At 62.2% G+C, this 13,667-nt stretch carries 8 protein-coding genes and 1 pseudogene; 1 reads left to right on the top strand and 8 read right to left on the bottom strand.

What is annotated here, in order from left to right; genetic code table 11:
• Positions 1-138: 138 nt before the first annotated feature.
• Positions 139-849 (top strand): annotated as a pseudogene (locus BLU71_RS28135) (response regulator); the annotation flags it as partial.
• Between the two features lie 331 nt (positions 850-1,180).
• On the opposite strand, the gene BLU71_RS09790 reads toward BLU71_RS28135, so the two are convergent.
• From BLU71_RS09790 to BLU71_RS09825, 8 genes are all read right to left on the bottom strand, one after another.
• The gene (locus BLU71_RS09790; RefSeq protein ID WP_083352939.1) at positions 1,181-3,814 is read right to left on the bottom strand and encodes an excinuclease ABC subunit UvrA; all 2,634 of its coding nucleotides are present in this window, start codon (positions 3,812-3,814) and stop codon (positions 1,181-1,183) included.
• A gap of 39 nt (positions 3,815-3,853) precedes the next feature.
• Positions 3,854-5,965, bottom strand: a complete 2,112-nt coding sequence (locus tag BLU71_RS09795) for a PAS domain-containing hybrid sensor histidine kinase/response regulator (RefSeq protein WP_064361802.1) — start codon at positions 5,963-5,965, stop codon at positions 3,854-3,856.
• Positions 5,966-6,100: 135 nt separating this feature from the next.
• Positions 6,101-6,790: a GntR family transcriptional regulator gene (locus BLU71_RS09800; protein WP_042610317.1), complete on the bottom strand. Its 690-nt coding sequence runs from the start codon at positions 6,788-6,790 to the stop codon at positions 6,101-6,103.
• 372 nt (positions 6,791-7,162) lie between these two features.
• Entirely contained in the window at positions 7,163-7,822 is a 660-nt protein-coding gene (locus BLU71_RS09805) for a DUF799 domain-containing protein (protein WP_064361803.1), read from the bottom strand.
• Positions 7,819-8,187, bottom strand: a complete 369-nt coding sequence (locus tag BLU71_RS09810; RefSeq protein WP_083352940.1) for a DUF4810 domain-containing protein — start codon at positions 8,185-8,187, stop codon at positions 7,819-7,821. Before BLU71_RS09810 ends, BLU71_RS09805 begins: the two co-directional genes overlap by 4 nt.
• Positions 8,188-8,215: 28 nt before the next feature.
• On the bottom strand, positions 8,216-8,890 hold the full coding sequence (locus tag BLU71_RS09815) for a CsgG/HfaB family protein (protein WP_161806066.1): 675 nt from the start codon (positions 8,888-8,890) through the stop codon (positions 8,216-8,218).
• A gap of 286 nt (positions 8,891-9,176) precedes the next feature.
• Positions 9,177-12,275 carry an error-prone DNA polymerase gene (locus BLU71_RS09820; RefSeq protein WP_197680938.1) on the bottom strand — a complete coding sequence of 1,033 codons (3,099 nt, stop codon included), beginning with the start codon at positions 12,273-12,275 and terminating at the stop codon, positions 9,177-9,179.
• Positions 12,251-13,666: a Y-family DNA polymerase gene (locus tag BLU71_RS09825; protein ID WP_083352942.1), complete on the bottom strand. Its 1,416-nt coding sequence runs from the start codon at positions 13,664-13,666 to the stop codon at positions 12,251-12,253. Before BLU71_RS09825 ends, BLU71_RS09820 begins: the two co-directional genes overlap by 25 nt.
• Position 13,667: the final 1 nt, after the last annotated feature.

The raw sequence follows: 13,667 nt of genomic DNA on the forward strand, positions 1-13,667 counted from the left end.
GAATTGCTGGTGCGCACCATCGGTGAGCGCATCACCCTGAAGCTGGAACTGACCAACAAACCGGCGATTGCGCTGGTGGATCCGGTGCAGCTGGAAAGCGCGGTGCTCAACCTGGTGATCAACGCCCGCGATGCCCTGCCCTCCGGCGGCAATATCTGGGTCAACACCTACGCCGCTTATTCCCACGGCGATCCGAATCTGGCCGATGGCGCTTACGTGGCGCTGTCGGTACGCGACGACGGCACCGGCATTGAACACAACGTGATCGACAAGGTGTTCGAACCGTTCTTCACCACCAAACCTTTGGGCCAGGGCACCGGGCTCGGCCTGTCGACGATTTACGGTTTTGCCCGTCAGTCTGGCGGTGACGCGCACATCCGCAGTGTTGCCCGGCGTGGCACCGAAGTGACGATCATGCTGCCCGGCACCAACGACCCGACCGGCGCCGACGTGCCTGTGCCGGTGCCTGATGCCAAAGGCAGTGGCGAACATGTGCTGATCGTCGAAGACATGGCCACTGTTCGCTTGTTCGTCAACGAAGTGCTGGAAGATGCCGGCTATCGCTGCACGCAGGCGGCGGATATCGAGTCGGCGCTGGAGCGCTTGCAGAATGACCCGTCAATCGATCTGCTGCTGACCGACGTCGGCCTGCCCCGCATGAGCGGCCGCGAACTGGCGGATGTCGCCCGCGGCTGGAACGCAGGGCTGCCGATCCTGTTCATGACCGGCTACGCCGAAACCGCGATCAACCGCCAAGTCTTCCTCGGCACAGGGATGGAAATGCTGGTCAAACCGTTCCAGATCAGCGAACTGCTCGACAAGGTCCGCCGCACGCTCGATGGCGCCTGAATAAACGCACATCCCCCTGTAGGAGCGAGCCTGCTCGCGAAGGCGCCCGTCCAGTCAGTTCATCTGCGACTGGCACTCCGCTTTCGCGAGCAGGCTCACTCCTACAAGGGATCCGGGGTGTGATCACCTTTCTGGGTACACCTTGCAAAACTGTAGGAGTGAGCCTGCTCGCGAAGGCGTCCGGTCAGTCAACTCATCTGTTACTGACACTCCGCTTTCGCGAGCAGGCTCACTCCTACAAGGGATCCGGGGCGTGACCAACTTTCTGGGTACACCTTGCAAACCTGTGGGAGCGAGCCTGCTCGCGAAGGCCTCCGGCAGGGCGCCACAATCAGCGGCTTAAAGCACGGGCAAGAAACGGCGCGGTCTTGCTCTTCTTGCTCGCTGCAACTTTCTGCGGTGTGCCGGCGGCGACGATCCTGCCGCCCTGATCACCGGCCCCGGGGCCGATGTCGATCACCCAGTCGCTCTGCGCGACCACACGCATTTCGTGCTCGACCACGATGACCGTGTGCCCCGCCGTTACCAGCGTGTCGAGTTGCTCCAGCAACCGATCGACATCCCTGGGGTGCAAGCCCGTGGTCGGCTCGTCCAGCACATACAGGGTCGCGCCACGCTGACTGCGCTGCAACTCGGTCGCCAGTTTGATCCGCTGCGCTTCACCACCGGACAGTTCCGTGGCCGGTTGCCCCAGGCGCAGATAACCCAGGCCGATATCGCGCAGCACCTCCAGCGAACGCCGGATCCCCGCCTGCTCGGCAAACACCGCCACCGCTTCATCGACGGTCAATTGCAGCACCTGGGCGATGCTCAAGCCCTGCCAGAGGATCGCCAGGGTCTGCGGGTTGTAGCGCGCGCCATGGCAGGTCGGGCACGGTGCATACACGCTGGGCATGAACAGCAATTCGACGCTGACGAAACCCTCACCCTCGCAGGTGGCGCAACGGCCCTTGGCGACGTTGAAGGAAAACTGCCCGGCGTCATAGCCTGCCGCTTGCGCCTCGGGCGTCGCGGCGAACAGTTTGCGCACGTTGTCGAACAACCCGGTGTAGGTCGCCAGATTGGAACGCGGTGTGCGTCCGATCGGTTTCTGATCAACCTGTACCAGCCGCTTGATCGACTCCAGGCCGGTGGTGATCTGGCCAGTGCTGGGGGTTGGCGTGTCGTCTTCCAGGCTCGGTTCTTCCGACTCGACCTCGGCTATCGGCCGGCCCAATTGCGCGCCGACCAGTTCCAGCAATGCCTGACTGACCAGACTGGATTTACCGGAGCCAGACACCCCGGTCACCGAGGTGAAACAGCCCAAGGGAAATTCAGCGCTGAGATTATTCAGGTTGTTGCGCGTGACACCCTCCAGCTTCAGCCACCCGCCCGGCTTGCGCGCGGTGCGCTCGGGGCGCTGATTTTCGGCGAACAGATAAGCCCGGGTCTGCGAATCCTCGACGGTCGACAATCCATCGGGCGGACCGCTGTACAACACCCGCCCACCCTTCTCACCCGCTGCCGGACCGACGTCGATCAGCCAGTCGGCACGGCGCATGGTTTCGACATCATGCTCGACCACGAACAATGTGTTGCCGTCAGCCTTCAGCCGTTGCAACGCCTCGAACAGCGCCTCGCCATCTGCCGGATGCAGGCCGGCCGATGGCTCGTCCAGCACATAAATCACCCCGAACAGCTGCGAACCCAACTGCGTCGCCAGGCGCAAACGCTGCAACTCGCCCGACGACAAGGTCGGCGTACTGCGTTCCAGCGCCAGATAACCCAGACCGAGATCGGTCAGGGTGCTGACGCGCTCCAGCAGATCTTCAGCAATGCGCTGCGCCGCAAGGCGTTTTTCCAGCGACAGATTCGGCGTGTGACGCACGTCCGGCGCGCTGGCGTGACCACTGGCGCCATGGGCGACCCGCTGTTTGCGGGCCTCGCGCGTCTGCGCATGGCTGAGGGTGTCGCCGCTCTCCTCGGCCTGCTCCAGATAACTGGTCGCTGCCACCGGCCGCAGCACTTCGGCCACTTGCAGCAACGGCATTTGCGACAGCTCGCCGATGTCGTAACCCGCAAAAGTCACTGACAACGCCTCGCGCTTGAGCCGCTTGCCCTCGCACAACGGGCACGGGCTGCCGCGCATGAACTGCGAAACGCGCTTCTTCATCAGCGCACTTTGCGAGTGGGTGAAGGTGTGCAGGATGTAGCGCCGAGCGCCCGTGAAGGTGCCCTGATAACTCGGTTCCATCTTGCGTTTGAGGGCGACGCGGGTTTCTTCCGGGGTCAGCCCGGCGTACACCGGCACGGTCGGCGTTTCTTCGGTGAAGAGAATCCAGTCGCGCTGCTTTTTCGGCAGTTTCTTCCAGGGAATGTCGACGTCGATGCCCATGGTCACGAGGATGTCGCGCAGGTTCTGGCCCTGCCAAGCCAGCGGCCAGGACGCCACGGCGCGCTGGCGGATGGTCAGGTTAGGGTCCGGAACCATCAGCGCTTCGGTCACTTCGTAGACGCGGCCAAGCCCGTGACACTCCGGGCAGGCGCCCTGCGGCGTGTTCGGCGAAAAGTCTTCGGCATACAACATCGGCTGCCCCGGCGGATAGCTGCCGGCGCGGGAATAAAGCATGCGGATCAGGCTCGACAATGTCGTCACGCTGCCCACCGAGGAACGCGCGCTCGGCGTGCCGCGCTGCTGTTGCAGAGCCACGGCGGGCGGCAGACCTTCGATGGAATCGACATCCGGCACGCCGACCTGATCAATCAACCGCCGCGCATACGGCGCCACCGACTCGAAATAACGCCGCTGGGCCTCGGCATACAGCGTGGAAAACGCCAGCGACGACTTGCCCGACCCCGAGACGCCGGTGAACACCACCAGCGCATCGCGGGGAATATCGACATCCACGTTCTTCAGATTGTGTTCGCGGGCGCCGCGCACGCGAACCATGCCGGCGGGTGCTTTGGAGTTGCGCTTGGAAATCATCGGCGTGCCTTGTGTTGAAAACCGGGGCAGCGCTCGGCGTCAGGTGCCGAGCACCTCGCAAATCATCTGCAGTAAAGCTTGCGGGCTGTAAGGTTTGCCGAGCAGATGCGTATCGGGACTGAGCTGGTGGTCGCGGGAAATGATGTCGCGGGTGTGGCCGGAGGTGAACAGCACCGGCACGGGTGGCATCTGCACCTTGGCCCATGCCGCAAGATCGGAACTCTTGATCAGGCCGGGCATGACCACATCGGTGAAGATCAGATCAATTTCGATGCCTTCCAGCAACATCTGCATGGCGACGTCGCCATTGCCGGCCGTCATCACCCGATAGCCTTCCTCCCGCAGCAACTCCACCGCCGAAGCGCGTACCGCGTCGTTGTCTTCCACCACCAGAATCGTCTCGTGACCACCGCCCTTGCGTTCGCCGACGCTGGCTGTCTCTTCGCGAACCGGACGCAGACTGCGGGGGAAATACAGCTGCACTCGCGTACCTTCGCCGAGCTGGCTGTCGATCTCGACGTGGCCGCCGCTCTGTTTGACGAAGCCGAACACCATGCTCAAACCCAGGCCGGTGCCCTGTCCGTCGGCCTTGGTGGTGAAGAACGGTTCGAAGACCTGCTCGAGCATCTGTGGGGCAATACCCACGCCAGTGTCGCTGACCGCCACGCGCACATACTCGCCAGCCGAAATGCCTTTGCCGGCACAGAACTCGTTGTCGAGACGCACATTGGCAGCGCTGAGGCCGATAACCCCCTCGCCCTTCATCGCGTCGCGGGCGTTGATCGCCAGATTGAGAATGGCGTTTTCCAACTGGTTGCGGTCGACGTTGATGTGCCATGGCTGCGGCGGCAGCTGCACGTCGATCTGAATGGTTTCGCCCAACGCGCGTTGCAGCAATTCGCCGACGCCTTCGAAAATCTGTTGTGGATTGCACACGGCGGGCGAAAGCGGTTGGCGTCGGGCAAACGCCAGCAGTTGCGAAGACAATTTGGCACCGCGTTCGACCGCTGCCAGCGAAGCCCCGACCCGACGTTGCACGTTGGCATTGTTCGGTTCATGCCGCGCGAGCAAATGCAGATTGCCGGCGATGACCTGCAGCAGGTTGTTGAAGTCGTGGGCGACACCACCGGTGAGGCCGCCGATGGCTTCGAGTTTCTGCGACTGCCGCAGTTGTTCTTCCGCGGCCAGTCGCGCATCGACTTCGGCGGCCACGCGCTGTTCGAGGTTGCGGGTGAATTTGAGCAGTGATTCTTCGGCGTTCTTGCGCTCATGAATATCGATCAGCACGCCGGGGAAACGAAACGGCCTGCCCTGCTCATCGAACTCACAGGCGCCGCTGGCCAACACCCACAGGTACTGACCATCGGCGCGCTGCACACGATATTCGGCGTTGTACGGCTCGCCAGTGCGCACGCAATGGGCAACGCGGTCCTGCACCCAGGGATGGTCGTCAGGATGGATGCGTGATTCGGCGATGTCTTGTTGCAGATCGCTCAGGTCCTGGTCAGCGGGATAGGAGAAGGTGCGGGCGAAACGTTCATCGGCGGACAAGCGATTGTTTTTGATGTCCCAGACAAACGAGCCCAGCAGTGCACCGGCATTCAAGGCCAGTCGCACGCGCTCATTGTCGGCCCGGTAGGCATCTTCCGCTGCCTGGCGCAGGCGCTCGGAATGCACCAGCTCGGTGGTCTCGACCACCATCGCCATGACGCCGCCAGGCACGCCTTCGTCGTTGGCGACCGGGCTGTAATACAAATCCATCCAGACGTCTTCGGGAACGCCGTCGCGCAGCAATACCAGTTCTTTGTTGCGATAGGACAAGGTGCCGCCGGCCAGGCAGGTGTCGACGACGTGACGATTGAATTCGGCTACCTCCGGCCAGCCCAGTTCGACTGGCACGCCGAGCAGATAGGGATGGCGGCCGCCGGCGAATTCGGAATAGGCGTCGTTATAGATCATGTAGCCGGCGTGGCCCCAGAGCATCACCATCGGCAGCGGCGAGGCCAGCATCAGTTGCACGGTGTTGCACAGGCTGGCCGGCCAGTCGGCGAGCGGACCCAGTTCGGTATGGCTCCAGTCGAACGCACGTATGCGTCCGGCCATTTCGCCTTTCCAGCCCTCACAGCCGTGGCTTTCGGATAAAAACTGCATCGCCTGACTCAGTGTCCTTTTTTGCGGTTTTCCGATCTATCGCAACGCTTCAACGACGCGACGCCCGTGTGTTTCGAGGCTTTGAAAGCGCATTGGTTTCATTGGAGGTATAGCCGATTTGCGACGCCGAGCCATTCAGACGCCAATCAAGTGTTTGAGTGGGTGATAGCCGGTTTTCATTTTCGCCGCAACGTCGAGAATCGCCTTCTCGATTCCGTTGAGATGGGTGCAGGTCAGCTCGATCGCAGCGCTCTGATTGCCGGCCTCGATGTACTCGAGCAAACGCAGATGTTCATCGTCGCGGCATGCCTGATGGCTGTCGTCGTCGAGCGCGGCGGCGTACAGCGAGGCGCGCGAGATCAGCTTCTGGAACCAGTCGAGCAACACCGGGTTGTTCAGACTGCGCGCCAGTTTGATGTGGAACTCGCCCAGCAGGTGAATCAGCCGCTCGTGGTCGCCGGCGGCGTGCGCGGCATCTTCCAGCAACAGGTGCGCACGCAGATCCTGCATCGCCACGGCGTCCTTGCGCCGGCACAGTTCAGTGACGATGCCGATTTCGATCAGCCGCCTGGTTTCGAACAGCGAACGGATCTCCTCGTCACTGGGCAACGACACCGACGCGCCTTTGTTGGGCTCGGTGGTGACCAGGCCATCGGCTTCCAGTTGTTTGAGCGCAGCGCGCACCGAGGTGCGACTTACATTGAACAGTTCGGCCAGTGAGGCCTCGCCCAGCTTCATGCCGGGGCGCAACGAACGCTTGCTGATCGCCGCGTAAACCCCTTGGTAGACGCGGTCGACCGTGGTTTCCAGTTTCTTTTCGGTCATTCGAACACTCCTTTGGCATCGGACAGCCAGCCCTTGGCGATGGCTGGCCATGGAAAAAGAGCGGCAGACGCAGATTAATCCGCGCATGGCTAAATTGCATTCATATATTGCACAGCGGCGGATGAGGGTGCTGAACATCGGCCAATCGCGGGAGTTCGCTTTTGGCGAGGTGATGGATTATCTGCCGACCACTCGTTGCGAGCGTGGGCAGTAGCGAACGGATTTGGCTTTGCGCCAAATAAACCGACAGACAACCCATTCCCTTGTGGGAGCGAGCTTGCTCGCGAAAGCTTTCTGTCAGTCAACATCACCGTTGAATGACCCACCGCTTTCGCGAGCAGGCTCGCTCCCACAGGGATTTATGGAGTTATCTCAGTCGGTGCCGTACTTCGGCGAACGCGGTCCATACAGCAGACCCGCCGGGTGTCCGGCCGACAGCAGACGATTGCTCGCCACACCGGCAATCGGGTAACCGGCATCGGTGGAGCTGTTGATGATCTGCTTCACCGCAGCAGTGATGAGCATGCCGATCAACCCACCGCCACCGTTGTTGCCACCCTCTTCACTCGATGCCCGCGCCGCTCCGGTCCAGAGCGTGGTACCACTTTTCAGGTCGACCAGTTTCGCCGTCGCCGTTACTGCGGTTTCGCTGCTGATCACCATGTAACGCGTACCGTACTCGGTCACGGTGATGTACAGCGCCGCGTCCGCGCCGAAGATTTCCTTGAGCTTGGCAGGCGGCGCCTGGTGAATGTCATCCGGGGTGGTCAGGCCGTTCTGGCGGAACGTTTCGTCGACCAGCGTGATCGGCAATACGTAGTACCCGGCTTCGGCGAGTGGAAAAGTCACCTGCGACAACAGGCTGTACGACGCCTTCACATCCGGCGAAGTGTTCAGCGGTGGCAGCACAAGGATGGTCTTGGGCCGCGCCTGTTTGTAGGCCGCGTAATCCACGGTCTTGGGCGCGACACAGCCGCCCAGCACGGTCAGGGCCAGTACGCCGGCGAACAGTTTCAAGGTACGCGAGATCATTGCACGGCTCCGGCCTTGGCGTTTTTAAGCAGAAAATCCATATAGGTGCCGGACTCGGGAAACAGCGTTTTCTCGGTGTTGAACTGCTGCACCATCTGGTCGTCCTTGCCCATGCTCAGATAGAGCAGACCAAGGTGCGCGTGGTAACCCGGCGGCACAGCCTTGCCGGTGGAACGAATCTTCTGCAGATCACGTTCGAGTGCTTCGGCCTGGGCTTCCTTAGGCTCTTCGCCTTTGAAATATTCGTAGACCTGAGGCTCGTAGCCCTCCCATTGATAGAGGGTTTTCGGGGCCGCACAACCGGCCAGCACAGTGCTGGCAGCCAGGGTCAGCGCCATCAGCGCGCGCGAAAAAAACGGGTTCATGGGTAGTGCTCCTTGCAGAGGGCGATGATCAGTTGCCCGGTTTCCAGGCGCCAGCGTTCATGCCATCGACCAGACGATTGATCGCCTCGCGCATGGCCAGATCAAGGACTTTGCCGTTGAGTGTCGAGTCGTAGGCAGCGGTGCCGCCGAAACCGATGATTTCGCGATTGGACAAGGCGTACTCACCGGCGCCCTGGGTCGAATAGACCACTTCCGAGGTGCTGATGTTGACGATGTTGAGGTTGACCTTCGCGTAGGCGACCTGGGTCTTGCCACGGCCGAGAATGCCGAACAACTGATGATCACCGGTCTCTTTGCGGCCAAACTCGGTGACATCACCGGTTACCACGTAATCGGCGCCTTTGAGACGCTGGGCCTGACCCTTGATGGTTGCTTCCTGCTGGATTTCGCCCATGTTGTCGCGATCCAGCACAGAGAAGCGGTTGGTCTGCTGCAAGTGGGTGATCAGAATGGTCTTGGCTTGACCGCCGAGACGATCGACACCATCGGAGAAGATCCCGCGCATATAGCTGGAGCGGTTGTCGAACTTGCCCACGGCCATTGGCACGCGAACCCCGGTCCAGACTTGGGATGCGCTTTCAACCTTCGCCACCGGCAGCGCGCGGGAGCTTTCGGTGGCGCAGCCGGCCAATGTCGTGGCGAGGGTGCCCAGCACCGCGATGGCGACGCTTGAAACCAGCATCCGGGAGATCATTCTCATTGAATATTCCTTCGAAAAACGCAGATGTCCCGGCACGGTAATGCGCTCGGGAGCTGAAAAGGGGCGGGATTATGACAAAGTGCCATCATTGAGAACAGGTTTTTTTTGACGCCAATGAAATGGCTGGACCGGCCGTATGCAGTTCCACTGTGGGAGCGAGCCTGCTCGCGAAAGCGGCGTATCAGGCAAATTCTCTCTGACTGATTGACCGCTTTCGCGAGCAGGCTCGCTCCTAAAGGGGGTTGGGGTTTGGCTTGGGTGCCAGGAATCAGTGGAAATCCCGGCTCTGCACGTGAATGCCATTGAGCAGTGGGCTGAGGTCGCTCATGCGCCCGGCGATCAGGTGGCGCACATCGCCTTCGCGTTCCCAGCGGCCATCGACCTTGAGCAATTGCGAACCGACCAGCACCTGTCGCTGACGCTCGGCCAGATCACGCCAGACCACCACATTGACGTTGCCGAACTCGTCTTCCAGGGTCACGAACGTCACCCCGCTGGCCGTGCCGGGGCGCTGCCGGCCGGTGACCAGCCCGGCCACGCTCACGGGCCGCCCATGTTCAGTATCCAGCAATTCCCGCGAGCTGCGGCAGCGCCGCGCCTGCAACTCGCCACGCAATAACGCCAGCGGATGCGGCCCCAGTGTGGTGCCCACCGTGGCGTAATCGGCATGCAGGTCTTCGCCAACGCTGGGTTTGGGCAGGACGATTTTGTCTTCTTCTTCGTTGGGCAGTCCGGCGAACAGGCCGAGTTGCTTCTGCACCCCGGCCACCTCCCAGCGCGCACGATGGCGGTGCCCGGCCAGACCGCGCAAGGCGCCGGAGTCCGCCAGCAAGGCCTGCGCGCGACTGTCGAGGGCGGCGCGTTCGCCCAGATCCGCGACATCGGCAAAGGCTCCGTGGCGGCGCGCGCTTTCAATGCGCCGGGCGTCCTCTTCGCGAAAGCCTTTGATCATGCGCAGGCCCATGCGAATCGCCGGTTGCCCGGCACTCAGCGGCTCGAGGCTGCAATCCCAATCGCTGGCGCGCACATCCACCGGGCGGATCTGCAATTGGTGCCGGCGCGCGTCCTGCAGAATCTGATCAGGGCTGTAAAAGCCCATCGGCCAACTGTTGATCAACGCACAGGCAAACGCCGCCGGCTCGTGGCATTTGAGCCAGCAACTGGCGTAGGTCAGCAAGGCGAAACTGGCGGCGTGGGATTCGGGGAAGCCGTAACTGCCGAAGCCTTTGATCTGCTCGAAGATCTGCGCGGCGAATTCCGGGGTGTAGCCGTTCTTTTTCATGCCGGCGGCCAGACGTTCCTTGTGCGGTTCCAGTCCGCCATGGCGCTTCCACGCAGCCATGGAACGACGCAGCTCATCGGCCTCGCCGGGGCTGTAGTCGGCAGCAACGATGGCGATCTGCATGACCTGCTCCTGAAACAGCGGCACGCCCAGGGTTCTTTTCAGCACGACTTCGAGCGCCGGCGACGGATAGGTTTCCGCCTCTTCGTTATTACGCCGGCGCAGATACGGATGCACCATGCCGCCCTGAATCGGCCCCGGCCGGACGATCGCCACTTCGATCACCAGATCGTAGAACGTCTGCGGTTTCAGGCGCGGCAGCATCGACATCTGCGCGCGCGACTCGATCTGGAACACGCCGACGGTATCGGCGCGGCTGATCATTGCGTAGGTCGGTTTGTCTTCGGGCGGGATCGTCGCGAGCGTCAGATCCAGTTCGCGATGCCGGCGCAGCAGGTCGAAACAACGACGGATCGCACTGAGCATGCCCAAGGCGAGGATATCCACCTTGAGCAGGCCGACCGCATCGAGGTCGTCCTTGTCCCATTGGATGATGGTGCGATCGGCCATGGCTGCGTTTTCGACCGGCACCAAGGTGTCCAGCGGCTGCTCGGAAATCACGAAACCGCCAGGGTGCTGCGACAGGTGCCGGGGGAAGCCGATCAGTTGCCCGGTCAGGCTCAACACCCGGCGCAGCACCGGACTGTCCGGGTCGAAGCCACCCTCGCGCAAGCGCTCCAGCGGCGGCGTTTCATCACTCCAGCGGCCGCAGCAATCGGCCAGCGCATTGATTTGATCCGGCGGCAGGCCCAGAGCTTTGGCCACATCGCGCACGGCGCCGGTGGCATGGTAGGTGCTGACCACCGCCGTCAGCGCAGCGCGCCGCCGACCGTAACGGTTGAACACGTATTGCAGGACTTCTTCGCGGCGCTCGTGCTCGAAATCGACGTCGATATCCGGCGGCTCGTTGCGCTCCCTGGACATGAAGCGCTCGAACAGCAGCGTGGTGCGATCCGGATCGATCTCGGTGATGCCCAGGGCAAAACACACCGCCGAATTGGCTGCCGAACCGCGGCCCTGGCAGAGGATTTTCTGCGTGCGGGCAAAGCGCACCACATCGTGCACGGTGAGGAAGTAGCTTTCGTAGCCGAGTTCGGCGATCAGTTGCAGTTCGTCGTCAATCTGCTTGAGCACCTTGGCCTGAGGCCCTTCCGGCCAGCGCCAGGCGATGCCCTCCTCGGTCAGGTGCCGCAACCAGGAACTGGCACAGTGGCCCTCGGGCACCAGTTCTTTCGGATACTGATAGCGCAGTTCGCTCAGATCGAAGGTGCAGCGTCGGGCCAGTTTGACCGATTCCTCGAGCAAGTCCGGCGGATACAACTCGCGTAGCACATCAAGACAGCGCAGATGCCGCTCGCCATTGGGGTGCAGACGCAAACCCGCTTCGGCCACCGGGACGTGATGACGAATCGCGGTCATGGTGTCCTGCAAGGCGCGGCGGCCCCGGGCGTGCATGTGCACATCGCCGCTGGCCAGCGCTGGAATCTGCAGCTCATTCGCCAGCCCCGATAGTGCCGCCAACCGCTGTTGGTCGTTCTGCCCGCAATGCAGTTGCACCGCCAGCCACAGGCGTTCGCCGAAAGTCTGTTTCAGCCAGCGTCCTTCTTCCCGGTCATCCACCGAATCCGGCACCCACACCACCAGCAACCCCGGCAGCGCTTGGTCGAAGTCTTCACGCAGTACCTGATACTGGCCTTTCTGCGTACGTCGCCGGGCGCGGGTGATCAAACCGCACAGGGCCTGATAACCGGCAAGGTTCTCCACCAGCAGCACCAGTTTCGGTCCGTTGTCGATGCGCATCTCGCTGCCGATGATCAGCGGCAATTCGACGGACTTTGCCGCTTGCCATGCGCGGACGATCCCGGCCAGGGTGCATTCATCGGTGATCGCCAGCGCCTGATAACCCTGCTTTTTCGCCCGTTGAAACAGCTCCAGTGCACTCGAGGCACCACGCTGGAAACTGAAGTTCGACAGGCAATGCAGTTCGGCATATCCGGCGTTCATGCGAACCAGCCCTGCAGCCACAGCGGACCGCCCTCACCCACGGCGCGCCAGGCCCAGCCTTGTTGACCGGCGCGGTTCTGGATCAGGTAATAATCACGCCGCACGTCGCCACCGTCCCACCAACCGGATTCGATGCGTTCCGGCCCCATGAGAATCCGCGCCGAACCTTCCGGCACGCTTTGCAGTTCGTTGAGCAGCCAGCCGGGACGCTGGACGCTGGGCAAACCTGTGCAAGGCTGTTTATCGACGGCGTTCTGCCATGCGCACTCGGGGCGATGATCGGCCTGAAAGCGCAACCCCTGCACGGCATCATCACCCAGCCGTGCGCGCAGGCGTTCGCGCAATTGTTCCCAGGGCAAAGTCTGCTGCGGGCGGTCGTCGAACAGCTCCTGATACTGCGGAACGAAACTCGGCAGGTCTTCGGCGCGCAAGCGAAAACCCCGTACCGGCGCCTCGACCTGCACGTGTTCGAGTCGCCCACGGGCCAACTCGAAGAGCATTGCCGCATCACGTTCGGCACTGAGCAGACCGACCTTGATCACCGTATCCGGCAGCCCTGCGTGTTCCAGATGCAAATCGAAACGCTGCACGCCACTGTCGCGCCCGCAAAGGAATGCCGACAGATCGCCGGTCAGGCGTCGTAACGGAAACAGCAAGGCCTGATGGGATTGCACGTCGAAATTCAGTTCGATGCGGATATCGAAACGGTCTGGCGGCAGATAGAACGCCAGCGCCAGAGGGCGTGCGCCGAACAGCGTGTCGAGGTGTTTGAGCATCTGCGCCTCGAAACGTCGGGCCAGTGCCTGACGTGGCAGGCTTTGTACCTGACTGAGATTGCGCAGGCCCATGCGCGACAACGCCGTAGCGACATTGGGTTCCAGGCCGACACGGTCGACAGGCAATTGCCCGAGGTGATGCTGCAAGGCTTCGCCGTCCGGCACCACCAGGCCATCGTAAGCATTGGCCAGCACCCGCGCGGCCACCGGGTTCGGCGCCGCGACGATACGGTGCCGAAAGCCGAGGTCTTGCAACTCTTGGCGCAGGCGAGCTTCGAATTGCGGCCAGGTGCCGAACAGGCCGAGGCTCGATTCAATCTCGAACACCACGGTGCGTGGGTAATGCACGCTGACCTGCGCGCTGAAGCGATAGGCCCACGCAGCAAGAAACTGCTGCCAGTGTTCGACCTCGGCTACCTCGTAATCGGCGGTGGCAAAGCCTTTGCACATGGCTTGCGCGGCAGTCATCGACATGCCAGGGCGCAGGCCGAGTTTACGCGCCGCCGGATTCACCGCTTGCAGCACCCTGCGCTGGGCCGGGCCGCTGAGCAGCACCAACGGCTCATCAGGATCGGGCCGCTGACGCAGCACGGCGTCGAGGGCCAATTGCGGAAACAGAATACATACCCAGCGCATG

Origin of the sequence: Pseudomonas moraviensis (genome assembly GCF_900105805.1) — a bacterium.
In the GTDB taxonomy this organism is placed as follows: Bacteria; Pseudomonadota; Gammaproteobacteria; order Pseudomonadales; family Pseudomonadaceae; genus Aquipseudomonas; species Aquipseudomonas moraviensis_A.